The organism is Paenibacillus sp. JT31N7 (assembly GCF_059692095.1).
Genome location: NZ_JCAUAT010000001.1, coordinates 1,180,567 through 1,204,991, shown reverse-complemented (window position 1 = coordinate 1,204,991; position 24,425 = coordinate 1,180,567). Strand labels below are relative to the sequence as shown.

At 51.1% G+C, this 24,425-nt stretch carries 25 protein-coding genes; 24 read left to right on the top strand and 1 reads right to left on the bottom strand.

Translation table 11 applies throughout. The features are described from left to right. Window positions 1-14 precede the first annotated feature (14 nt). The 22 genes from AC58P5_RS05355 to AC58P5_RS05250 all read left to right on the top strand — a co-directional run bounded on the left by AC58P5_RS05355 (window position 15) and on the right by AC58P5_RS05250 (window position 21,725). Entirely contained in the window at window positions 15-779 is a 765-nt protein-coding gene (locus tag AC58P5_RS05355; RefSeq protein WP_009674943.1) for a DUF3388 domain-containing protein, read from the top strand. A 52-nt stretch (window positions 780-831) separates the two neighbouring features. Further along, window positions 832-1,716, top strand: coding sequence for a helix-turn-helix domain-containing protein (locus AC58P5_RS05350; RefSeq protein WP_497385038.1), 885 nt, complete (start codon window positions 832-834; stop codon window positions 1,714-1,716). A 45-nt stretch (window positions 1,717-1,761) separates the two neighbouring features. Next, the gene (locus tag AC58P5_RS05345; protein WP_497385037.1) at window positions 1,762-2,253 is read left to right on the top strand and encodes a YajQ family cyclic di-GMP-binding protein; all 492 of its coding nucleotides are present in this window, start codon (window positions 1,762-1,764) and stop codon (window positions 2,251-2,253) included. Window positions 2,254-2,381: 128 nt separating this feature from the next. Further along, window positions 2,382-3,413, top strand: a complete 1,032-nt coding sequence (locus AC58P5_RS05340) for a MiaB/RimO family radical SAM methylthiotransferase (RefSeq protein ID WP_497385036.1) — start codon at window positions 2,382-2,384, stop codon at window positions 3,411-3,413. Continuing rightward, the gene (gene pgsA, locus AC58P5_RS05335) at window positions 3,410-3,997 is read left to right on the top strand and encodes a CDP-diacylglycerol--glycerol-3-phosphate 3-phosphatidyltransferase (RefSeq protein WP_491310944.1); all 588 of its coding nucleotides are present in this window, start codon (window positions 3,410-3,412) and stop codon (window positions 3,995-3,997) included. Before AC58P5_RS05340 ends, pgsA begins: the two co-directional genes overlap by 4 nt. A gap of 243 nt (window positions 3,998-4,240) precedes the next feature. Next, a complete protein-coding gene (locus tag AC58P5_RS05330) occupies window positions 4,241-5,494 on the top strand; it encodes a competence/damage-inducible protein A (RefSeq protein WP_497385035.1) in 1,254 nt (417 codons plus the stop codon). Window positions 5,495-5,782: 288 nt separating this feature from the next. Further along, window positions 5,783-6,844, top strand: coding sequence for a recombinase RecA (gene recA / locus AC58P5_RS05325; protein ID WP_497385034.1), 1,062 nt, complete (start codon window positions 5,783-5,785; stop codon window positions 6,842-6,844). A gap of 109 nt (window positions 6,845-6,953) precedes the next feature. Then, window positions 6,954-7,613, top strand: coding sequence for a RecX family transcriptional regulator (locus AC58P5_RS05320; RefSeq protein ID WP_497385033.1), 660 nt, complete (start codon window positions 6,954-6,956; stop codon window positions 7,611-7,613). A gap of 312 nt (window positions 7,614-7,925) precedes the next feature. Then, a complete protein-coding gene (rny, locus tag AC58P5_RS05315; protein ID WP_009674960.1) occupies window positions 7,926-9,470 on the top strand; it encodes a ribonuclease Y in 1,545 nt (514 codons plus the stop codon). An 84-nt stretch (window positions 9,471-9,554) separates the two neighbouring features. Then, entirely contained in the window at window positions 9,555-10,349 is a 795-nt protein-coding gene (locus AC58P5_RS05310) for a TIGR00282 family metallophosphoesterase (RefSeq protein WP_497386030.1), read from the top strand. A gap of 153 nt (window positions 10,350-10,502) precedes the next feature. Continuing rightward, window positions 10,503-10,763: a stage V sporulation protein S gene (locus tag AC58P5_RS05305; protein WP_005550495.1), complete on the top strand. Its 261-nt coding sequence runs from the start codon at window positions 10,503-10,505 to the stop codon at window positions 10,761-10,763. Between the two features lie 115 nt (window positions 10,764-10,878). Beyond that, entirely contained in the window at window positions 10,879-11,817 is a 939-nt protein-coding gene (locus AC58P5_RS05300; protein ID WP_497385032.1) for a dipeptidase, read from the top strand. A 224-nt stretch (window positions 11,818-12,041) separates the two neighbouring features. After that, the gene (locus tag AC58P5_RS05295; protein WP_497385031.1) at window positions 12,042-13,793 is read left to right on the top strand and encodes a 2-oxoacid:acceptor oxidoreductase subunit alpha; all 1,752 of its coding nucleotides are present in this window, start codon (window positions 12,042-12,044) and stop codon (window positions 13,791-13,793) included. After that, window positions 13,781-14,647, top strand: coding sequence for a 2-oxoacid:ferredoxin oxidoreductase subunit beta (locus AC58P5_RS05290; RefSeq protein WP_497385030.1), 867 nt, complete (start codon window positions 13,781-13,783; stop codon window positions 14,645-14,647). The genes AC58P5_RS05295 and AC58P5_RS05290 overlap by 13 nt, the downstream gene beginning before the upstream one ends. A 121-nt stretch (window positions 14,648-14,768) precedes the next feature. Further along, entirely contained in the window at window positions 14,769-15,338 is a 570-nt protein-coding gene (gene pduL / locus AC58P5_RS05285; RefSeq protein ID WP_042233131.1) for a phosphate propanoyltransferase, read from the top strand. A gap of 154 nt (window positions 15,339-15,492) precedes the next feature. Further along, a complete protein-coding gene (miaB, locus tag AC58P5_RS05280; protein ID WP_497385029.1) occupies window positions 15,493-16,977 on the top strand; it encodes a tRNA (N6-isopentenyl adenosine(37)-C2)-methylthiotransferase MiaB in 1,485 nt (494 codons plus the stop codon). A 32-nt stretch (window positions 16,978-17,009) separates the two neighbouring features. Next, window positions 17,010-17,426: a YlbF/YmcA family competence regulator gene (locus tag AC58P5_RS05275; protein ID WP_497385028.1), complete on the top strand. Its 417-nt coding sequence runs from the start codon at window positions 17,010-17,012 to the stop codon at window positions 17,424-17,426. A gap of 141 nt (window positions 17,427-17,567) precedes the next feature. Further along, a complete protein-coding gene (locus tag AC58P5_RS05270) occupies window positions 17,568-18,338 on the top strand; it encodes a DUF2087 domain-containing protein (RefSeq protein WP_497385027.1) in 771 nt (256 codons plus the stop codon). 88 nt (window positions 18,339-18,426) lie between these two features. Further along, the gene (locus tag AC58P5_RS05265) at window positions 18,427-18,780 is read left to right on the top strand and encodes a four-helix bundle copper-binding protein (protein ID WP_497385026.1); all 354 of its coding nucleotides are present in this window, start codon (window positions 18,427-18,429) and stop codon (window positions 18,778-18,780) included. 365 nt (window positions 18,781-19,145) lie between these two features. Further along, window positions 19,146-19,928 carry a glycosyltransferase family 2 protein gene (locus AC58P5_RS05260; protein ID WP_497385025.1) on the top strand — a complete coding sequence of 261 codons (783 nt, stop codon included), beginning with the start codon at window positions 19,146-19,148 and terminating at the stop codon, window positions 19,926-19,928. Then, window positions 19,925-20,287, top strand: a complete 363-nt coding sequence (locus AC58P5_RS05255) for an EamA family transporter (protein WP_413004676.1) — start codon at window positions 19,925-19,927, stop codon at window positions 20,285-20,287. Before AC58P5_RS05260 ends, AC58P5_RS05255 begins: the two co-directional genes overlap by 4 nt. A 10-nt stretch (window positions 20,288-20,297) precedes the next feature. Further along, on the top strand, window positions 20,298-21,725 hold the full coding sequence (locus tag AC58P5_RS05250; protein ID WP_497385024.1) for an ArnT family glycosyltransferase: 1,428 nt from the start codon (window positions 20,298-20,300) through the stop codon (window positions 21,723-21,725). A gap of 88 nt (window positions 21,726-21,813) precedes the next feature. On the opposite strand, the gene AC58P5_RS05245 is transcribed toward AC58P5_RS05250, so the two are convergent. Beyond that, on the bottom strand, window positions 21,814-22,248 hold the full coding sequence (locus tag AC58P5_RS05245; RefSeq protein WP_497385023.1) for a universal stress protein: 435 nt from the start codon (window positions 22,246-22,248) through the stop codon (window positions 21,814-21,816). Between the two features lie 188 nt (window positions 22,249-22,436). Between AC58P5_RS05245 and AC58P5_RS05240 the strand changes: the two genes are divergently transcribed. Next, window positions 22,437-23,828 (top strand): LCP family protein, encoded by a 1,392-nt coding sequence (locus AC58P5_RS05240; protein ID WP_497385022.1) that lies wholly within the window; start codon window positions 22,437-22,439, stop codon window positions 23,826-23,828. 155 nt (window positions 23,829-23,983) lie between these two features. Continuing rightward, window positions 23,984-24,418 carry a hypothetical protein gene (locus tag AC58P5_RS05235; protein WP_497385021.1) on the top strand — a complete coding sequence of 145 codons (435 nt, stop codon included), beginning with the start codon at window positions 23,984-23,986 and terminating at the stop codon, window positions 24,416-24,418. The last annotated feature ends 7 nt before the right edge of the window (window positions 24,419-24,425 follow it).

Genomic DNA, 24,425 nt, shown 5'->3' with positions numbered 1-24,425 from the left:
GAGGTGCTTACGTTTTGGAAATTAAAGAATGGTACATGGAATATCGAATACATAAGAACCGTCCGGGGCTTCTGGGGGATATCGCTTCCCTCATGGGGATGCTCGATATTAATATTGTGACGATCAACGGGGTGGAGGACCGCACACGCGGGATGCTTCTTCAAACCAACGATGATGAAAAAATCGAGTTAATGGGTAAAATGTTAAAAAAGGTGGATAATATCACCATAACCGCCTTTAGAACCCCAAAACTGGTTGATATTCTTGCCGTAAGACACGGCCGGTACATAGAACGCGATTCCGACGACCGGAAAACGTTCCGTTTCACAAGAGACGAACTCGGACTCCTGGTCGATTTTCTGGGCGAAGTATTCAAACGCGAGGGCAATCAGGTGATCGGACTTCGCGGAATGCCGCGGGTAGGCAAGACCGAGTCCATCATTGCAGGCAGCGTATGTTCCAATAAACGCTGGACATTTGTGTCGTCCACTTTATTAAGGCAGACCGTGCGCAGCCAGCTTTCGGAGGACGAGATGTCCATGAACAACGTTTTTATCATTGACGGAATCGTTTCGACCATTCGTTCCAACGAGAAACACTTCTCGCTGCTGCAGGAGATTATGGCGACGCCTTCTACCAAAGTAATCGAGCATCCGGATATTTTTATTAAAGAGTCCCACTATACGTATAACGATTTCAATTACATCATCGAACTTCGCAACAGCCCGGACGAAGAAATCAATTATGACAGTTTTACTTACAACACAGAACCATTTTGAGGTTTTGTTCGTCTAAAGGGGAAGGACCCACTGAATTTACGGAGGTGAGAACATGTCGGAACTCGGTCAGCGATTGAAGCAGGCCCGATTGGAAAAGAGAATGTCTCTGGAGGATCTACAGGAAGTTACGAAAATCAGAACCAGATACCTCGAAGCAATTGAAGAGGAAAATTATAAAGTTTTGCCCGGCAGTTTTTATGTGAGGGCTTTTATCAAAAGCTATGCGGAAGCGGTCGGTCTCGATCCGAACGAAGTTCTGAACATGTATCAGGGCACGGTTCCGGCAGCACCGCCGGAGCCTACGGTCGAAACGATCCGCACACCGCGCCGGAGCTCAGCCAGAAGCACGGACAGACTCAGCAAGTGGGCGTCTACCATTATGGTTGTTTCGTTCGTGTTGTTGATTGCGGCCATTGTGTACTATTTCGTCGTGATGAACAACAAGGGAGACAGCTCGGGCGCGATCAATGAGCCCAACAGGCTGACGGATACGGCGGATCCCAACGCGACGGCCGCTCCGAGTCCTACTCCGGGCAACGGAGGGAACACGGCAGCCACATCTACGCCGGCCCCTACACCGACGCCGAGCGCTACGCCTACACCGACGCCGACGCCTGCAGGAGCTTTGACGCTTGTGAACAGCAGCAGCAGTCTGGACAATTACACGGCAGTGGGCGGTAAGCTCGACATTACCGTTACGGCGGCAGGGACGCAGTGCTGGTATAGAGTCGACAGTTTCCCGAACAACAGCAAGAAGATGGAGAAACAGGGAACTCTGAAGCAGGGCGAAACGGAGACGTTCTCCTTGACGACTACCGCACAGATTCGTGTAGGCGCGGCCAATGCCGCTAAAATCACCGTAAACGGGCAGGAGCTCAACGTCGGAGATGCCTCCAACCCTAAAAATATTAAAATTACGCTGCAGCCGCAGCCTTAATCGTGAATCTATCGTTGTAAAAACGCAGGAGAGGACGAAGCCATAATGAGTTCGGAAAGTTCTTTCGATATCGTATCCAAGCTGGATATGCAGGAATTAAACAACGCCATTACGCAGGCCAAGAGAGAAATCGAAACCCGTTTTGATTTCAAGGGCAGCAAGAGCGAGATCACATTGGAAAAAGAAGAACTCGTTCTTCTTTCGGACGACGATTTCAAGCTTCAGAACGTGATTGACATTCTTCATGCCAAGATGGCTAAACGAGGCATTGCCCTTAAAAATCTCGAATACGGCAAAATCGAGTCGGCTTCTTTGGGAACGGTCCGCCAGCGCGTCAAGCTGAAACAAGGAATCGAAGCGGATATCTCAAAGAAGATTAACATCATGATCCGGGATTCCAAGCTGAGGGTGAAGAGCCAGATTCAGGGAGATTCCATCCGTGTAACCGGCAAAAGCAGAGACGATTTGCAGAAAGTGATTCAAATGCTGAAAGGCGCCGATCTTCCTATCGATCTGCAGTTTGACAATTTCAGATAAGTAAAGGCAGCCCTCCGGAATCCCGGTTTTTCCCGCGGATATCGGAGGGTTTCGCTATTTTGACACTCGGATTAACGTTGTATTATACTTGTAACGATGGCTTTGCTACGACGTTTGGAGGTTTCAGCATGACGGAAAAGATAAGGGTAGTAACGCTTGGATGTGAGAAAAACTTGGTGGATTCCGAGCTCATGTCCGGACTGGTCGATCAGCGGGGGTACAGCGTGGTCGAGAACAACGAAGAAGCCACCGTGATCATTGTAAATACGTGCGGATTTATCGATGCTGCCAAAGAAGAATCGGTTAATACCATTCTGGATATGGCCGATTTTAAAAGAACCGGGAATTTGAAAGGCAAGAAGCCGGTCTATGTCGGGAACCCGGTGTTTAACTACGAGCAAGCGCTTCCGCGCAAGGTTTCTACTCCCCGGTATACCGCATACGGCAAAATCGCGGAAGGCTGCGATAAGGCCTGTACGTTCTGCTCCATTCCGATTATGAGGGGAAAATTCCGTAGCCGTTCGATGGAGTCCGTTCTTTCGGAAGCACGGCAATTGGCTTCGCAAGGGGTTAAGGAGGTTAGCCTCATCGCCCAGGATTCCACGAATTACGGAACGGATTTGTACGATAAGTTTATGCTTCCCGAACTGCTAAAACGGGTGAGCGAAGTGGAAGGAATCGAATGGGTCCGGCTGCATTACGCCTATCCCGGATTTTTTACGGATGAGCTGATCGAAACGATGGCAGCCAATCCGAAGATTTGCAAATACATAGATATGCCGCTGCAGCACAGCTCCGACGCTATCCTCAAACGGATGAGACGTCCCGGAAGAGAGAAGGATGCCCGGGAACTTATTCTCAAAATCCGCAAAAGAATGCCGGACGCGGCAAAGGAATACCGCGCGGCTGCTCTGATGGAGCTTCAGCGCGAGATATCCAATCGTCGCGGTGGCCGCAGGCTGGGCGAATCGGTGGATGTGCTTATCGAGCGCTACGACGGCCCCAACGATGTGTATATCGGCCGTTCCCAATACGATGCGCCGGAAATCGACGGGGAAGTATTCGTGACAGGCAAAAATATCGGAATAGGCGGCGTTGTAAAAGTGCGGGTTACCCACTCCTTTGAATTCGACCTCTCCGGGGAGGTAATCGCATCATGAATTTAGCCAACAAAATTACACTTGTCAGGATTTTCCTGGTACCGATTATTATGTTCTTCCTGCTTGTGAACATTCAGTTTCCGCATATTAAGATTCAAACGTTTTCCATCACGTACAACCAGATTATCGCTGCGCTCATTTTCATTATCGCGGCGAGCACCGACAGTCTGGACGGCTACATCGCCCGTAAAAACAAGCTGGTCACGAACCTCGGAAAGCTGCTGGATCCGCTGGCCGATAAGCTGCTTGTAACCGCCGTGCTGGTGTCTCTCGTTGAAATGGATAAACTGGGCGCATGGATCGTGATCGTGATCATCAGCCGCGAATGGGCCGTTACCGGACTCAGGCAGATCGCACTGCTGGAGGGGGCTGTTATTCAGGCGAGCAAATGGGGTAAAGCTAAGACAGCGGCGCAAATCACGGCGATTATTGCGCTGCTCATCAACAACTTTCCGTTTGCGTTTATCAACGTTCCGTTCGATTTGATCGCAAGCTGGATTGCCGCGATCATCACGGTGTACTCCGGGCTCGATTACTTCATTAAAAATAAGCATGTTATTGATTTTTCCGAGAAAACACAGTAGATACTGTGTTTTCTTCGTCTTCGGAAACAAGCTGGGGATGACACGGGATAGATGCAGCAGCAGGGAATGGAATCCGGATGTTCACGCGAACCATACAACTAACGGGGCTGTTCGTGGGGACAAGCGTTTGGGATCGGACAGGCGGACGGGTTTGTCCGGCCGTTTATTTTTTAACAAGCGAAGCAGGAAGAAATGACCAGGCCCGCAAATGGAAGTTCACATAAGTGAAGGAGGATCTACAGCATGAAAGCAGAATTGATTGCCGTCGGAACAGAGCTTCTGCTGGGGCAGATTTTAAATACGAATGCTCAGTATTTGGCGCAGGAGTGCGCGATGCTCGGCATCGACTTGTATTTCCAGACCGTCGTAGGCGACAACCCCATCCGCATTCGGGAAGCGCTGGAACAAGCCGGCAAACGGGCCGATCTGGTTATCACGACGGGAGGACTCGGTCCGACTCTGGACGATCTTACGAAGGACGTATTGGCCGATATGACCGGCCGCCGGCTCTTTATCGACGAGATTTCGATGACCAAGATCCGCGAGCTGTTCGATTCGCAGGGGCTTCATATGGTCGAAAGCAATTCCAGGCAAGCGAACATGATCGAAGGAGCGGAGCCGCTTCCGAACGATACGGGATTGGCGGTAGGGCTAGGCCTGGATCACGAGGGGACCCGGTATCTGCTTCTTCCCGGCCCGCCGAAGGAAATGAAGCCGATGTTCGAGCGTTACGCCAAAGACTGGTTAAGCGGCCTGATGACCGACGAGATGCCTTTGTATTCGAAGATGCTCAAGTTTGCCGGAATCGGCGAGTCCTCTCTAGAGCATAAGCTGTTCGATCTCATCGAAAAACAGACCGATCCGACCATCGCTCCTTATGCCAAGGAGGGCGAGGTGACGATCCGTCTGGCGACGAAAGCGCACACGGAAGAAGAAGCGCTCCGCAAGATGGAGCAGGTCGAGCGGGAAATCCGCAGCCGCGTAGGGGAACATTTATATGCGGAAGAGGATATTCCGATCGAGGAAGCCGTCTTGACGATACTTCAATCCAGAAATCAGACCTTGGCAACGGCTGAGAGCTGTTCCGGCGGACTCCTGAGTGATTTGATTACGTCTATCCCGGGACGTTCCTCGGTATTTCTGGGCGGAGTCGTCTCTTATTCCAACGAAATGAAGCACAGCATGCTCGGCGTTCCTACGGAGCTGCTGGAAGGCGAGGATGCTCCGGGAGCGGTCAGCGCCGAAACGGCCGAGGCGATGGTTCGCGGCCTGCTGGAGCGCACAAATGCGGATTATGCCGTGTCCGTGACGGGTGTTGCCGGACCGACTACCTCGGAAGGCAAACCGATCGGGCTTGTCTATGTCGGAGTCGGCTGCAGGGACGGAGATATTCACGTTCAGAAGCTCCAGCTTCCCGGGCTGCGGGAGACAATCAAGATGCGAGCGGCCAAAACGGCTCTGCACCAGCTTTGGAAACTTGTAAAAGCGGACGGCTGATCGGCGTTTTTTGTTGAAAAACCGCAACTATTAAGCTATAATGGAAGTATGTTAACGGAAGAACCGTAGCGAAGAATTTGTCTTTGCTGCGGTTTTTATTTTTTTGCCGCGCAACGACCGAAAGGAGCGCCGTTTCCCTTTAATAAGAGGAGCTTTCTGTCTGAATTCCTTACCGGACGGGGATTGAAGGCTGTCACAAAAAAAACGAATGTATGTTCGAAAAAATACTTGGCAACGGGTGAAAAAGAAGGTATGATATACCTATAACAGTTAAAGGAAGTGAGTGTATTGTCAGATCGTCGTGCCGCATTAGAAATGGCATTGCGCCAAATTGAGAAGCAGTTTGGCAAGGGTTCGATCATGAAACTCGGAGAATCAACACACATGCAGGTGGAGACCATTCCCAGCGGTTCCCTTGCTTTGGATATAGCACTTGGAACCGGAGGTTTTCCTCGCGGTAGAATTGTCGAAATCTATGGACCGGAATCTTCCGGTAAAACAACGGTCGCTCTTCACGCAATCGCGGAAGTGCAAAAGTCCGGCGGACAAGCCGCATTTATCGATGCGGAGCATGCTCTTGATCCGCTTTATGCAAGCAAGCTCGGAATCAACATCGACGAATTGCTGCTTTCCCAGCCGGACACAGGCGAGCAGGCGCTTGAAATCGCGGAAGCTCTTGTACGCAGTGGAGCGGTTGATATTATCGTTATCGACTCCGTTGCCGCTCTGGTTCCTAAGGCGGAAATCGAAGGCGAGATGGGGGATTCCCACGTCGGTCTTCAGGCCCGTCTGATGTCGCAAGCGCTGCGTAAACTTTCCGGTGCCATCAACAAGTCGAAGGTTATTGCCGTCTTTATTAACCAATTGCGTGAGAAAGTCGGCGTTATGTTCGGTAACCCTGAAACAACACCGGGCGGCCGCGCATTGAAATTCTACTCGACCGTGCGTTTGGATGTTCGCCGTGTTGAAACGATTAAGCAGGGCAACGATATGGTCGGTAACCGTACCCGTATCAAGGTCGTGAAGAATAAAGTAGCGCCTCCGTTCAAACAGGCCGATATTGACATTATGTACGGCGAAGGCATTTCCCGTGAAGGTAGTATCATCGATATCGGAACGGAACTGGATATCGTGAATAAAAGCGGTGCCTGGTATTCCTATAACGGCGACCGTCTCGGCCAGGGACGTGAGAACTCGAAGCAATTCCTCAAGGAAAACAAGGAAATTGCCGAGGTTATTGAACAAAAAATCCGAGAAGCGTGCAATCTTACGAATGTAGTTCCTCCAACAGGCGTGGATGTAGACGATCCGGACGAAGAATTGGCACTCTTTAAGGAAGACGAAGAATAAGGACAAGGGCCGCCTCTTACGTACAACGCAGGATGCGGCCTTGTTTTAGCTCCCTGGGGAGCTTTTCTTTGTTTATGGACCTATAAGATGCCGAAAGGGGAAAGAGCTCATGAAAGACGAAACAGAAGCTTCCGTGATAACGGGAATAGAACGGCAAAAACGTAACAAGAAACGATATAACGTTTATGTCGATGAGGAATATACCTGCTCCGTGCATGAAGATATTCTAATCAAGAACCGCCTGCTCAAAGGGGAACAGATAGATGCGCAGCGTTTGCGGGAAGCGCTGGAGGAAGACGAGAAGCATGAAGCCTATCTGAAAGCGATCCGTTTCGTGGCGGTCCGGCCCAGATCCGTCCAGGAAGTAAAGATGAAGCTTAAGGACCTCGGCTACGAAGCCGAGCTGATAGATTGGACGGTGGGCCGTTTATTGGAACAAAAGTACCTGGATGATGCCGATTTCGCGAAGCTCTGGACGGAGCAGCGGATTCAATACCAGCGCAAAGGCCGAAACGCGGTCCGCTATGAGCTGGCTCAGAAAGGCCTCTCTCGCGACGAAATCTCCAAAGCGCTGTCTGCGGTCGATACGGAGGAAGAAATGGAAGGGGCCCTTATTGTGGGCCGCAAGAAATGGAAAACAGTGTCAGGCGAGAGGGTGGACCGCAAAAGAAAAACGATGGCTTTTCTGCTTCGGCGCGGCTATCCGTCTTCGCTCGTTAACGATGTGATGCGCCGGCTTTCCGACGAAGAGCTCGAAAATGAGGAATAGCACCTCCATGAAAGCGTACTCAGGCACGGTTGACGAAGCCAATAGCTTGACAATGTTCTTTGTGAACAGATAAAATACAATTGTATATTTTCATAAAAAATCATCAGATTTTCTATGAGGTAACGGAAGCGATTTCCGCCAAGATTGCTTCTGCTCCATGCTGTTCCGAACAACCCCCGTTGTACGGACAAACAAACCGAACCATTTTCTAGCACGGAATGTGGTCCATACGGCTTGAACAAACGAATATCGGATTAAAAAAACCGAATCATCCCAAGCTAACACCTTGGAGGAACCAACGAGGAGGTGAACATGATGAATCCAATTATCTGGGTCCTGATCATTCTCGTTGTTGGCGTTATTTGCTTAGGGATTGGTTATTTTATCCGCAAGTCTCTTGCAGAAGCGAAAATTTCCAGTGCTGAAACTGCCGCTGCACAAATTGTAGAAAATGCCCGCAAAGAAGCGGAGGCACTGAAAAAAGAAACGGTATTGGAAGCTAAAGATGAAGTTCATAAGCTCCGGGCCGAAGCTGAAAAAGACATTCGTGAACGTCGAAATGAATCTCAACGACATGAAAGACGATTGTTGCAAAAAGAGGAGTCGCTGGATAAAAAATTAGAATCTCTTGAACGCAAAGAAGAGCAAGTCGCCAACAAAGAGAAGAGAATTGAAGAAACGCAGAATCAGATTGATGAGCTCTACCGCAAACAGGTTTCGGAACTCGAACGCATTTCCGGCATGACCATGGAAGAAGCGAAGACCATCATCCTATCCGGCGTTGAACAGGAAGTTCGTCATGAAACCGCACAACTTATTAAAGAAATAGAGCAGCAGGCCAAAGAAGAAGGCGACAAGAAAGCGCGTGAAATCATCACGCTCGCCATTCAGCGCTGCGCTGCCGACCATGTTGCCGAAACGACGGTATCTGTCGTAAGTCTTCCGAATGAAGAAATGAAAGGCCGGATTATCGGTCGTGAAGGCCGTAATATCCGAGCACTTGAAACCTTGACGGGGATCGATCTTATTATCGACGATACTCCGGAAGCCGTTATTTTGTCCGGCTTTGATCCGATCCGCCGGGAAATCGCGCGGACCTCGCTTGAGAAGCTCGTGGCCGACGGACGTATCCATCCGGCTCGTATCGAGGAGATGGTGGAGAAATCCCGCAAGGAAGTGGACGAGCGGATTCGCGAGTATGGAGAACAAGCTACGTTCGAAGTGGGCGTACACGGTCTGCATCCGGATCTGATCAAAATCCTGGGACGTCTCAAATTCCGTACAAGCTACGGACAGAACGTTCTCAAACACTCGATGGAAGTTGCTTATCTTTCCGGTTTGATGGCTGGAGAACTCGGCGAAGACGTGACATTGGCGAAACGTGCCGGGCTTCTGCATGACATCGGTAAAGCGCTTGACCACGAAGTGGAAGGGTCACACGTTGAAATCGGTGTTGAAATCGCCAAAAAGTACAAGGAACATCCTGTCGTTGTGAACAGTATCGCTTCCCACCACGGAGACGTGGAAGCGACCTCGGTTATCGCCATGCTCGTCGGAGCGGCGGACGCATTGTCTGCGGCAAGACCGGGTGCACGCCGGGAAACGCTGGAAACCTATATCAAGCGTCTTGAGAAGCTTGAAGGCATCTCCGAATCGTTCGAAGGTGTGGAGAAATCGTACGCCATCCAGGCCGGGCGCGAGGTTCGCGTCATGGTTCAACCGGAGAAAATCGACGATGCGGAAGCGTTCAGACTTGCCCGCGATATTACGAAGAAGATCGAGAACGAGCTTGACTATCCCGGTCATATCAAAGTCACGGTCATTCGTGAAACCCGCGCGGTTGAATACGCCAAATAAAAGAAGTATACTTGTGAAAAGTGGCTGCGTAAGCCACTTTTCCTTTTTTTAGCCGGAAAGAGAAAGAGGCAGGAGTGATGGGTTATTAAGATCGTATTTATCGGAGATATTGTCGGATCTGTCGGTCGGAATGCAGTAAAAACGATGGTCCCTAAATTAAAATTAAAATATGCGAATGCCATATTTATCGCGAACGGGGAAAATGCGGCCGCAGGCCGGGGGATTACCTCGCAAATTACGAAAGAGCTGTACCAGCTCGGGATTCATGGAATCACACTCGGAAACCACACCTGGGACCAGAAAGAGATTTTTGATTTCATCGACGATGAAGTCCAGATGGTGCGTCCCGCCAATTTTCCCGAAGGAGCGCCGGGCCGGGGACATACCGTTTTGAAGGTGCGCAACCAGGAAATCCTGCTGATCAATCTGCAGGGACGGACTTTTCTACCCCCGATCGACTGCCCGTTCCGCAAGGTAGACGAGATTCTCGAGGCGGCGAAAGGAAAGTACAAGCATATCTTCGTTGATTTTCATGCGGAGACTACGTCGGAGAAAATTGCCATGGGCTGGCATCTCGACGGTCGTGTTTCGGCGGTTGTAGGCACGCATACACATGTCCAGACGAACGATAACCGCGTGCTGCCGCAGGGAACGGCTTACGTAACGGATGTAGGCATGGTAGGTCCCCGGGACGGTGTTCTCGGAATGGAGCGTTCAGCCGTTCTGCGGAAGTTTACGACGCAGCTGCCGGTAAGATTCGTCGTAGACGAAGGGCAGTGGCATTTTCATGCGACCGTCATAGATCTTGACGATACGACAGGCAAAGCCGGCAAGATCGAACTCATTCGGATCAACGAGGAAGATCTTCTTTTCGAATAAGAACATGCGGCAATCGGCTTTCTGCCACAGAATTTAACTTGGATCTCCCGGGGATACCGGTTCAGGAATGTTTGATCACCTGTCCGAATAGGATGGAAAGAGGAAACCTTAATCCTTAATCCTTTATCCATCAACCCAAGGAGGTACTTTTCCATGGAAGTATTAAAAGTTTCAGCAAAATCCAATCCAAACTCCGTAGCAGGGGCGCTTGCAGGCGTGTTACGGGAGCGCGGAGCGGCGGAGCTTCAAGCCATTGGCGCGGGTGCTCTGAATCAGGCAATCAAAGCGGTAGCGATCGCTAGAGGATTTGTGGCGCCCAGTGGAGTCGACTTAATTTGTGTACCCGCCTTTACAGACATCGTCATTGACGGGGAAGACCGCACGGCGATCAAACTCATCGTAGAACCGAGATGATACACGAGCGCTCCTCGGGTTGTACATACATGAACGGACCTGTTTACATACTCTGTAGACAGGTTTTTTTTCGCATCGTGAAAGGCAGGTTCCATTAAAAAGTCTGGAGGTAACCATGATTATCGATGCTCACTGCGATGCTTTGATGAAGATGTACCGGAATCCGCTGCTTGATTTTAATGCGGCCGAGCCTCTGTTGGATGTAAGCTACCCGCTTATGAAGCAGGGGGGAGTCAAAATCCAGTATATGGCGGTCTACCTGCCGGAGGAAATCAAGAACCCGGATGTGGGACACATTCTGGAGTATGTCGATATTTTGTACAGAAGAGTGCTCTGCAATCCGAATATCGTCCTGATCCAGAGCCGCTCGGACCTTCAGCACGTGCTGACCACAGGAAAACGGGGTGTGCTGCTGACTTTGGAAGGCGCGGAAGGACTGAGGGGCAGCCAGGCTCAACTGCGTATCCTGTACCGGCTGGGGCTCAGAAGCATAGGACCCGCCTGGAATTTTGCCAATTGGGCGGTAGACGGGGCCATGGAGACCCGAAACGGGGGCTTCACCCTCCGGGGACAGCAGCTGATAAAAGAAAGTAATCAGCTCGGGCTGTTGTTCGATGCCTCTCACCTCTCGGAAAAAGCTTTCTGGGAAGCAGCCGATGTACCCGGGCTGCATCTGTTCGCTTCCCACTCCAATGCCAAATCGGCATGCGACCATCCGCGGAATTTGACCGATGGACAAATCCGCTGCCTTATCGAGCGTAAAGGGATGATCGGAATTACCTTCGTTCCCTGGTTTGTGAAGAAGGCGGGTTCGGTATTTATTACCGACCTTTTCCGGCATATCGATCACATCTGCTCGCTGGGCGGAGAAGACTTTATCGGCTTCGGATCCGACTTCGACGGGATAGACAAATATATCCGTGGATTGGAAAATGCCGGCATGTACGCGAACCTGGCCAATGAACTGTACAAGCACTACACGCCCGTCCAAGCCCAGAAATTCCTCTGGCAGAACGGGTATGCCTTTCTGGAACGCAGTCTGCCGGTGTCCTAGAGAGCGATCTCTTTTTGATATGGGTATCATCTAAAAAAGCTATCTGTCCCTTTTACGGAAAACCCTTGCAATTTGCGGGGTCTAGGAATAGAATTTGGATAGCTTGAAAAAATTTTTTTATATCCTACAATCTATCATACAAGCATCGTTCTAAAGCAGGGCTCGTTTTGCAAAATGGTTTGCAAGAGGCGGAGCAGCTCACCATCAAAAGGAGTGAACGCAAGGTGATTAGTCAGTTATCGTGGAAGATCGGGGGACAACAAGGGGAGGGTGTAGAAAGTACGGACCGTATTTTCTCGACGGCGCTTAACCGTCTCGGATACTATTTGTACGGCTACCGTCACTTCTCTTCGCGCATCAAGGGAGGACATACGAACAACAAAATCCGTATCAGTACGAAACCGATTCGCTCGATTTCCGATGATTTGGATATTCTGGTTGCTTTCGACCAGGAAACGATTGATTTGAACTCTCATGAGCTGGGAGTCCACGGCGTGATTGTCGCGGACGCGAAGTTTAATCCCACCCTGCCGGAAGGCGTTAACGCGCGTCTGTTCCCGGTGCCGATCACGGCGATTGCGGAAGAGCTTGGAACTTCCCTGTTTAAAAATATGGCGGCTTCCGGCGCTTCCTGGGCGCTGCTGGGGCTGCCTTTAGATGTATTCAACAAAGCGGTCGAAGAGGAATTCGGACGCAAAGGCGCAGCCGTGGTCGAGAAGAATATCGAAGCGGTGCGCAAAGGCGCGGAATCCGTGCTGGAGCTGGCAGGCGGTCCGATCGCGGAACTGCAGCTGGAGCCTGCGGACGGCGAGCAGAAGCTGTTCATGATCGGCAACGACGCCATCGCTCTCGGGGCTGTAGCCGCCGGCTGCCGCTTCATGCCGGCTTATCCGATCACTCCGGCTTCGGAGATTATGGAATATTTGACGAAGGTGCTTCCTAAATTCGGCGGAGCCGTCATCCAGACAGAGGACGAGATATCGGCTTGTACGATGGCAATCGGCGCCAGCTACGGCGGCGTACGCGCCATGACAGCCTCGGCTGGTCCGGGCCTGTCCCTCATGATGGAAGCGATCGGTCTGGCGGGCATGACGGAAACGCCCGTCGTGATTGTGGATACACAGCGCGGCGGCCCGAGTACGGGACTTCCGACCAAACAGGAACAAAGTGACGTGAACGCCATGATTTACGGCACGCACGGCGAGATCCCCAAAGTCGTACTCGCGCCGAGCACGATCGAAGAATGCTTCTACGATACGATCGAAGCGTTTAACATTGCGGAAAAATTACAGCTTCCGGTCATTCTGCTGACAGACCTCCAGCTTTCGCTGGGCAAGCAGTCTTCCGAAGTGCTGGATTATAATAAAATCGTTATTGAACGCGGCAACCTCGTCACGCAGCCCGAGGAAGTGGAGGACAGCAAACAACTGTTCAAGCGTTACGAGCTTACGGAGAACGGCGTATCGCCGCGTGTGCTGCCGGGCGCGAAATACGGCCTGCACCATGTGACAGGCGTTGAGCATGACCAGGAAGGCCGTCCGTCCGAGAGTCCGGTAAACCGGAAGAAAATGATGGATAAGCGCCTGGAGAAGCTCAAGCACGTGGAAGTAACCAACCCGATTCTCGCCAATGCGCCTCATGAAGAGCCGGATGTCCTGATCATCGGCATGAGCTCGACGGGCGGAACGATTGAGGAAGCAAGAGGCAGACTGGAGAAGGACGGTCTCAAAACGAACCATGTTCACGTTCGTCTGCTGCATCCTTTCCCTTCCGAAGAGCTGAAGCCTCATTTGGAGAAAGCAAGAAATGTAATTGTCGTTGAAAATAATGCGACTGCGCAGCTGGCGAATCTGATCAAGCTGAATGCAGGCAGTGCCGATAAAATCATAAACATGCTGAAATACGACGGAACCCCGTTCCTGCCGTCCGAAGTTTATCAAGAATGCAAGGAGCTGACTGTAGCATGGCAACGTTAAAAGATTTTCGCAACAATGTAAAGCCTAACTGGTGCCCGGGCTGCGGAGATTTCTCCGTCCAGGCCTCCATTCAGCGCGCGGCCGCGAACGTAGGACTGGAACCGGAGCAGTTGGCGATCGTTTCCGGTATCGGCTGTTCCGGCCGTATCTCCGGCTATGTGAACTGCTACGGCTTCCACGGAATCCACGGCCGTTCCCTGCCGATTGCCCAAGGGCTTAAAATGGCGAACCGCGAGCTGACCGTTCTGGCTTCCGGCGGCGACGGCGACGGATTCGCGATCGGTATGGCTCATACGGTCCATGCGATCCGCCGGAACATCGACATGACCTATATCGTCATGGACAACCAGATTTACGGCCTGACTAAAGGCCAGACGTCTCCGCGAAGCGGCGAAGGCTTCAAAACGAAGAGTACGCCGAGCGGTTCGATCGAAACGCCTCTGGCGCCTCTTGAGATGGCGCTTGCTGCGGGTGCGACTTTCGTGGCGCAGTCTTTCTCCAGCAACTTGAAGCAGCTGACACACATCATCGAAGAAGGCATCAAGCACCAAGGCTTCTCGCTGATTAACGTATTCAGCCCGTGCGTCACCTTCAACAAAGTGAACACGTACGACTGGTTCAAGGAGAATATCGTGGATCTGGAGACGATCCCGGATTACGATCCGAACAACCGGATCCAGGCGATGACGAAGCTGATGGAAACCGACGGCATGCTGACCGGCATTATTTATCAGAACAAAACGAAGCCGAGCTACGAGAACCTCGTTACCGGCTTTAAAGAAGAAGGACTTGCCAAGCAGGATATGAAGCTGAGCCAAGCTGATTTTGACAAATTGGTTGCAGAATTCAAATAAGCGGGATAGAAAAGCGTGCAGAGTGCTCTGCGCGCTTTTTTTTTATCCGTGTAGAGGTTAAACTGAGGGGGAGAACCTGCTACAGAGACAGAGAATGGATACAGGAAGGGATGAAGACAGAATGAAACAAATACCTATCGGGATTTCCGCCCGTCACATTCATTTGAAGCCGGAGCATATTACCCGCCTTTTCGGCGAGGGCTATGAGCTGACTGTTCTGAAAGACCTGTCCCAGCCGGGACAATTCGCTGCGGGCGAAACCGTAGCGGTCGTCGGCCCCAAAGGCCGGTTCGACAAAGTCCGGATCCTTGGACCGGCCCGGAATATTTCCCAGCTGGAAATATCGCGCACGGATGCTTTTGCACTCGGGGTTAATCCACCGGTACGAGAATCCGGGAATATTGAAGGGACGCCGGGAATCAAGATTGTGGGTCCCAAGGGCGAAGTGGAGCTGGAAGAGGGCGTGATCGTTGCGGCCCGCCACATCCATTTCCATACGGAGGATGCGAAGAAATGGGGCATTGAGGACAAGCAGCGCCTGCGTGTCCGCGTGGAGACGGATCGTCCAGTAATCTTCGAGGATGTCATTGCCCGTGTATCGGACCAGTTCGCCTTGGATATGCATATCGATACGGATGAAGGCAACGCCGCAGGGCTTAAAACAGGCGACGTCGGAATTATTGTAGATTAGGAAGCGGCCCGGACAAGTTGTCCGGAAGCACGCATAGAGCCGGGTAGGGGGAGCCGATTTCCTCCGCCCGGCTCTTTCTTCTTTTGTCCGGGGACCAGGCATGGTATAATCAGATTTATGAGTCCAGCATGGAATATTCAGGAGGAATGGCGAAATGACGGTGAAAACCGCTAAATCCGATAAGGATTTTTCGATCTATTTTCAACCTCCTTCTTATAAGGATGCGAAAAAACGCGGCAAGGAAAACATTGAAGTGCTGTATGATTTCAACATCCCGGAAGAGATGAAGGAGTTTGGCAAAGGCAAGCGGTACATGATTCGCACGTACGGCTGTCAAATGAACGAACACGATACCGAAACGATGAAAGGCATGCTCGAGGAACTGGGGTATACCTCCACGGAAGAGAAACAGGAAGCCGATGTGATCCTTCTGAACACCTGTGCGATCCGGGAGAACGCCGAGGATAAGGTGTTCGGCGAGCTGGGGCACTTGAAGCACCTCAAAACGGAGAAGCCGAATCTGGTGCTCGGAGTCTGCGGCTGCATGTCTCAAGAGGAAGGCGTCGTTAAGCGGATCTTACAAAAACACGGGCATGTCGATCTCATATTCGGCACCCACAATATTCACCGCCTTCCGGCCCTTCTGCAGGATGCTTACTTAAGCAAGGAAATGGTCGTGGAAGTGTGGTCCAAAGAAGGCGACATTATCGAGAACCTGCCCAAAAAGCGGGAAGGCATGCGCGCCTGGGTGAACATTATGTACGGCTGCGACAAGTTCTGCACGTACTGCATCGTGCCGTACACCCGCGGCAAGGAGCGGAGCCGCCGTCCGGAGGACGTATTGGCGGAGGTGCGCGATCTGGCCCGTCAAGGGTTTAAGGAAATTACGCTGCTCGGACAGAACGTCAACGCTTACGGCAAAGATTTCGAAGATATCTCGTATTCCTTCGGAGATCTGATGGCGGATATGCGTAAAATTGATGTGCCGAGAATCCGGTTTACCACTTCGCATCCGCGTGATTTTGACGATCATCTGGTCGAGGTGCTTTCGCACAAAGGCAATTTGATGGAGCATATTCATCTGCCGGTCCAATCGGGGAGCACGGAAGTGCTGAAAAGAATGAGCCGCAAATACAGCCGTGAGCTGTATCTGGATCTTGTGCGCAAAATCAAGACGGCTATACCCGACGTGGTGCTCAGCACGGATATTATCGTCGGTTTCCCGGGAGAAACGGACGAGCAGTTTGAAGAGACTTTGTCTCTCGTGAAGGAAGTCCGGTTCGATTTTGCCTACTCGTTCATTTATTCCCCTCGTGAAGGAACTCCGGCTGCCGCAATGGAAGACAACGTTCCCGAGGACGTGAAGAAGGAGCGTCTGTACCGGCTCAATGAGGTGCTCGGAGCTTTCAGCAAGGAAAGTAACGAAAAGCTTCGCGGTGAAGTAGTTGAAGTTCTTGTTGAGGGAGAGAGCAAGAAGAATTCGGAGGTCCTCTCGGGACGGACCCGGACGAATAAGCTCGTTCTTTTCAGAGGATCCAAGGATCTCATCGGATCTTTCGCCCGTGTACGCGTGATGGAACCGCAAACGTGGCTTGTAAAAGGCGAGCTGGTCGCGGAGCCGCTGCAAATGTTAAGCTAAGAACGCCATAATGAAGAAGCGGAGTGTGCAGGATGGAGCATTACACGAATACCGAAATGGTCGTAAGAGAAGATATTTTGGCGAAAACGAAAGAGCTGGCGGAGCTTCTTACCACCTCTTCCGAGGTGCAGTTTTTTCAACAGGCCGAAAAACAGATTAACCAGAACGAGCACATTCAGTCTCTGATTCAGGCCATGAAGAAAAAGCAGAAAGAAATTGTCGCTTTTGAAAAATTCGACAACGAAATTATGGTCAAAAAGATCGAGAAGGAAATCGAGAGCCTGCAGGATGAGCTGGACAATATTCCGATCGTCAGTGAATTTCAGCAATCCCAGGCGGATATTAACTACCTGCTTCAACTCGTTATGGGCGTGATAAGGGATACCATTGCGGACAAAATCACGGTGGAGTCCGGTTCGGCACAACCGCCTTCCAGCTGCAGCGAATAAAGGGTGCATTTACAAAAAAGGCCGTTTCCGGTTGCGGGAGCGGCTTTTTTGCCGTACATTCACTATAAGGTTATTTGACAAAAATCAAACAGTAATTTAAATTGTTTATATAAATACAAACGAAGAATGAAGGTGTTTGATTTGAAAGATGTTTCAGAACTTTTTTGGAATGCATCGACGGATGAAATCAAACGGGGATACATTTTCTCGGATCAGGAAGAAGCCTATGTGTGTCTGGTTTGCGGGAAATCGTTCACTAAAGGGATCATTTACCGCGAAGACGAGACGTTTTACGAAGCAGAAAAGTTTGCGTCTCTGCATATCGCCGCCGAGCATGGGTCCATGTTCCATTACCTGCTCAACTTGAACAAGAAACTGACGGGGCTGACCGATCTGCAGAAGCAGCTGCTCGGTTTTTTTCACGACGGTTTGTCCGACAAAGAGATTGTGGGAGAACTTGGCGGCGGAAGCACCTCAACGATCCGTAATCACCGGTTTACGATGAGGGAGCGGGAGAAGCAGGCCAAAGTGTATTTGGCGCTTATGGGGCTCCTGGACCAGCGGCCGGATGCCGGTAAAGCGCCCTCTTTTATTGCCGTTCCGAAAAGCGCTACGGTGCTTGATGAAAGATTTGCGATTACGGAGCAGGAGAACGAACAGTTTTTGAAGCTGTATTTTTCAGAAGGGACAGACGGGCCGCTCAATAAATTTCCGAAAAAAGAGAAGAGGAAGGTCGCGATCCTGCGTCAACTGGCGACGCGATTCGAAACGGACCGGCAGTATACGGAAAAAGAAGTGAACGAGGTCCTGAAAGAAGCGTGGCACGATTATGTGACTATCCGCAGGTACCTTATCGAATATGGTTTTATGAAGCGTCACGATGACGGAAGCGCATACTGGGTAACCCGTTAAGACAAACGGGTAGCGTGGCTTGGGTCAAATTCACTAAAAAAGGTTAATATCCGTATAGCAGCAGCTAGAGACAAAGGAGGATATAACCATGCCCCATGATATGACTCACGAAGGCGTTAACGAAGAAATTCAACGCTGTATCGAAGAATGTATAAATTGTATTAAAACTTGTAATTATTGTTTCGATGCCTGTCTGAAGGAAGAGCACGCTTCCCATATGGCCCAGTGCATCAGGATGACCCGTGAATGCGCGGACATTTGTACCTATGCCGCATCGGCCATGACCCGTCAAAGCCCGTTCATTGTGGAAATTTGCAATCTTTGCGCGACGGTTTGCGAAATTTGTGCCAAAGAATGTGCGGAACATGAACATGAGCACTGCCAAGAGTGTGCCAAAGTATGCCGCTCCTGTGCGGAAGCTTGCCGCAGAATGGCGGCTTAATGCGTTATAAATAAGCGAGCGACTTTAATTGCAGCAGTTGCGGAAAAGTCGGCTCGACTAGAAAACGGTTAGAAGAACCGGCTTAAAAGGGAACCCTGCAAGGGTTCTTTTTTATTTTTCAGAAGAGCGGGAAGAAGCACAAACAGATGGAAAAAACTATAAAGGTATTCTAACAATTGGGTGACCGGAATGAGGACATTAAGGTTATAATTAGGTGAAGAGTCCTTCAAAAGTGCAACCTTCCTTCCCCCATTACGTCTATGACTGAAAGCCTGTTTCATCCCGCACTTATTTGGGTAAATGTTGCTGATGTGCATGTAATCATAGTGAAGACCTAATTTTTGTTGCCTGAGGAGTTATCGTTTATGAAGGAAACTATTATTGTAGGCCTCCCGGCCTACAACGAAGAGGATGCCTTGCCTAAACTGCTTCCGAAGATGGAACAATTGTCGATGCAGTTTGGCGAGGCTTTTCGCGTGGTCGTAGTCAACGACGGAAGCTCGGACGGAACGGCCGCGTTCTTAGAGGAAGCGTGCCGAACCTACGCATGGCTTCAAGTTATCGACCATGAGCGCAACCGTGGACTCGGGGAGGCCATGAACACCCTGGTCCGATTTGTAACCAGCGAGTACCAGTCGGGCGATGTGCTTGTGACGCTGGACGCGGACAATACGCATAATCCGAACCTGATTTCGGCGCTCGTGGCGAAACTGAAGGAGAACAAGCTGGATCTGGTTGTGGCGTCCCGTTTTGCCAGAGGGGGCCAAGAGCTGGGCTTGTCGCTTATCCGGAGGCTGTACAGCCGCGGGGCGATGGTATTTTTTAAGTTATTTTTTCCGATCGAGGGAGTGCATGATTATTCGAGCGGCTTTCGCGCATACCGGATCGGATATCTCAATCAGGCTATGAACCTTTACAAACAAAGACTGATCACGACCAGCGGTTTCGATTGTATGGCCGAAATGATGGCCCGGTTCAGTAAAATCGGCATTAAAGCGGGGGAGTATCCTCTCGTGCTGGAATACCATTTAAAAGTCGGCCGCAGCAAAATGAACGTAAAGCGGACGATTGCGGGCTATTTCCGCCTGTTGATGAAAGTTAAACCCCCTGTGCAGGGGACGCAAAAGAAAGTGAAGGGTACCGTATGAGCGCACTTTGGGTCATTTTATTATCGGTCGGTATGGGAGCGGTCGGTCAAGTTCTTCTTAAAGCCGGAGCGAACCGTCTGGGTGAACTCTCGCTGGCTCCGGCTACTTTGATTCCGGATCTATTCCGTATGGTCAAAACTCCCGAAATCCTGATCGGACTTATTTTATTCGGAACCAGTTTTCTGCTGTGGGTCAAGGTTCTCACCAAAGTAGAACTGAGCTATGCGTATCCGATGATGAGCCTGAGCTATGTGATCGTGTTCGTCATGTCGTTCCTTTGGTTCCAAGAGGCGTTTACGATGCAAAAGCTGGTCGGTATGGCAGTGATCATCATCGGAATCATTATCATTAATAAATAAGGAGAAGCGCATGGAACACAAGACGCGTATTCCTGCGTGGCTCATAACCGCCTTCTTGTTTATTGCGATTGCCGCGCTGAGAATTCCATACATAACCAATTCCCCGTATGAAATCGATTCATGGAGACAGTCCGATACGGAATCGATCGCCCGCCATTTCGTGGAAACCAAATTTAATCTTTTCTATCCGCAGTTCAATTATCAGGGGCCGCTTCCCAACTATGTGGAGCTGGAATTTCAGATTACCCCGTTTCTGATTGCGATTTTGTACAAATTGTTCGGTTATCAGTACTGGCTGGCCAGGCTTGTGCCTTTGGCGTTTTTTATGGGCTCGGCATGGTTTCTCTACCTGATCGCGCGCACGTTCTATACGAAGCGGACGGCCTGGATCGCGGTTTTGCTGTACGGGATCTTACCGGTTGCGGTGACTTATTCCCGGGCGATTATGCCGGAAGCGGCTTCGCTATTCTTCTATCTCGGCGCCTTCTATGCGTTCACGGTGTGGATCCGCAAGGGCGGCACGGCTTTTGTGCTTACCGCGGCGCTGTTTACGGCGCTGGCAATCTCGCTCAAGGTGCCGACGGTTTTCGTCGGCATTCCCATGCTTTTCATGGCGGCGGCGAAATTCAAAGTGAAAATGGTCGTGAACTGGCGCTTGTGGCTGTTCGCCGCTTTGGCTCTGGGCCTCCCCGCGCTGTATTACGCCTGGGCCTCGTCCATAGCGGAGTTCCAATTCGTATCGGGGATCGCGTCCAAGCACATTTTCCCGAAAATGGCGACGGCGATGTTCACGCCCGAGACCTGGGACTTCTTCCTGCGGGAGCTGCCGAAAGCCTTTACCTGGCCGCTTCTGGCATTGGCGGCCGTCGGGCTGCTTGCCGGCTTCGGACAGAAGGATATCCCCGTCCGCGTGTGGGCATGGGCGATGCTTCTGGAGCTGGCCACGATCGTGGCGGTGATCAAATTCGATTACTATTTGATCTTCTTTGCTCCGGTGGCGGCTTTGCTCGCCGCGAAAACGATCGGCCGGTTGACGGAGCTCCGGTTCGGCTGGATTCTCGCCGCAGTCGTTGTCGCGGGAATCGGATGGGCCTGCATCCTCATGATCAATCCCGATTACGGGAAGGAGAAAACCGTCATTCTGGAGCAGGCCCGGGCAGTCGAACGGTTAACGAAGCCGGGCGATCTCATTGTCGTCGGCACCGACGATCCCTCGCTTCTGAACGCCAGCCACCGGGTAGGCTGGAGGGTGCTTAATTCCATTCCGGACGATCCGGTCAAAGAGCTGGAGTATTTCCGGGCGGGCGGAGCCGCTTATTTTGTTCCGCTCAAAGGGCAGATCGACGGAGATAAAGCGGGGGAGCTGCGCCGCTATCTTAACGCGAAGTTTGAGAAAATTCCCGTAGAGGGCGGCTATGACATATACCGGCTGAAATGAAAAAGAAAGCAGGACCTGCATGCAGGTCCTGCTTTCTTCGGGTTTGCCGCTTGTCGCGGCACTTTATCTACTTGCTGGGCTCCGGCGGCTATTTGACTACGAGCACCGGAATTTGCGCGTGCTGGACGACATAGTGGCTGACGCTTCCGAGCACCCACTCGCGAACCCCGCTCAGGCCCCGGCTGCCGATGACGATGACATCCCGCCCGGTACGTTCGGCGTGTTCGAGAATGGCCCGGCCCGGATTGCCGTTCAGCAGATATACTTCGGCCGGCTGGGAAAGCGAAACCAGACGCTGCTTGGCTTCGTCTTTAATTTGTTCCGCCAATTCGTAATATTCTCCGGACATGCCGGCAGGCGTGGAAATAAGGGCTTCACCGACGACAAGGTTAGGCATATTCGCCACATGGACGACTTCCAGCTTGGCGGACGGATTGCTTTTTGCAAGTCCGACGGCTTTTTCCAACGCTTTTTTCGATACTTCAGAACCATCATACGCGCATAAAATATTCAAGAATTGCATGATCGTCACCTCTTTGGCATAATGAATTAGGGAAGCTGTCGAATTTTTAACTTATTTGTAACACTTTACTCCGCATTTCTCACTATAATTATACCGTCTAGCCAACTATAATGATATCGTCTGCTCCTACACTCCTGTCTATACATTCCGAAGGAATTGTATACCATACTCCAGAATTGAGGTTTTTAATGATGTCAGACCCTATTAATCCGAATTCAACCCCCGTTTCCGGTACTAATTCGCGTAAATCCAAACTTAAAAAGAAAACAAAATGGCCCTTATGGAAAAAAATAGCCGTAACCGGCGGGATTATTGTTCTGCTTATCGTCATCGGAATCGGATCGTACGCCGGTTATCTCATCAGCAAAGCCGGTGAGGTCATCAAGAACGTCGGTACGACTGAAGTCGTTGCTCCTAAAGATTCCGCGAAAGTCAAACCGCTCAGCATTTTGCTGATGGGTGTCGATTCCCGGGAAGAAACCGGCTCGCTGAACAGCGACGTGATGATGGCGATTTCGATGAATCCCGAGACGAAGTCCGCTACGATCGTATCCCTGCCGCGCGATCTTGAAATGAAGCTGAAGAAGAACGGCGACTCTCATAAGGCTAATTATTTTTACCCGCATTTCACGTTAACTGAACCTGCAACCGCCATGAAAAAGACGAAGGAGTTTTTCGGCAACTTTTTCGAGGTTCCTTTTGACTACATGGTGACCATTGATTTCGAAGGATTTAAACAGGTTGTCGATGAGCTTGGCGGAGTAACGGTTGATGTCGACCAGGATATGTATTATGTAGACAATTGGGACGGCACGAAAATCAATCTCAAAAAAGGCGTCCAGAAACTGGACGGAAAACAAACGCTCGACTTTGTACGTTACCGTAAATCGAACCCGGGCTCGAAATTCGAAACCGCGGAATCGAGCGATACGGCGCGTAACGCGAGACAGCAGCAGGTATTGAATGAAATTCTTAAAAACATGAAAAGTCTGGGCGGGGTCTCGAAAGCTTCCGGCATTTTGGAAGCAGTCGGCAATAACCTCAAAACGGATATTCCTTCCAGCCAGATTTACGATATGATTTCCCAATATATTACGATTGATACCCAGAATATCGAACTCATCCATATGGAGGGTGACTGGATCAGCCCTTATATCGTCGTGAAAGATGAAGAAATTCAGGAAGCCAAGAACGCTTTGAAGCTTCGTCTGGATCCGAATTGGGTGCCGAGCAGCAGCCCGAATTCCACGAATTCGTCTAAAGGAACGGACAATAGAGGCAATACCGACTCGGACGGCAAAATAACTCCGACGCGCACGCCCAAGCCGACGGGCGTCCCGACTCATACGCCTAAGCCGACGATCAAACCGATACCGACGCCTAAGTCGACAGTAAGGCCGAGCTCGACTCCGGAAGACGACGACGTTGTACCGGGCTTGACGCCGAACCCGACCCGCAAACCGGGCGGCAGCGTTACTCCGGTTCCGACAGGTAAGCCGACGGCGACGCCGAAAAATACGGAGGCCCCTAAACCGACGCCGACTCCGCAAAACCAGGAAACGACGCAAAAAACAGGATAGCCGCTTAATCCCCGCACTTCTCGTTATGAGAGGAGCGGGGATTTCTTTTTCCGCTGAAGAAGATTGTGAACTTTTTCCCCTAAGCTTGTGTAGGAAAAGAAAGTTGCGGGTAATATCAACAGGAGAGAATCTTAAAAAAGGATGAGGTGTTCGTGATGAGCAAACATATTCAAGCCTATTTCCGCACTGAAAACGAGGCGGAGGATGTTCGTATCCGGCTCCAAACTTATTCCGTCGAGCAGCTTGAAGTCGGGGAGACTCAGGGACGCGTCTCAGGGACCGGTCTGATTGCGCCTCCGGCCTTTGCAGGCGGGGCGTCCGGAGCCGTGGGCGTGCCCGGTGCGACGATCGGCACCTCTCCGAGTCCGGGCGGCTTCATACCGGTCCGGGCGGCGGAGGATCGGCACGATCCCGACCGAACCATCCGGGGCGAAGACGACGGGCCGCTGGCGGATCTCATCTTTGGCGAAGGCGACGATGAGGCCGAAAATTTGCGCTATGTGCTGACGGCCAAGGTGCCGGATTCCGACTACACGGAAATCGTGGAGATCATTCGCAGCAACAAGGGATACGTTGAATCGATAGATTAAAACCAGA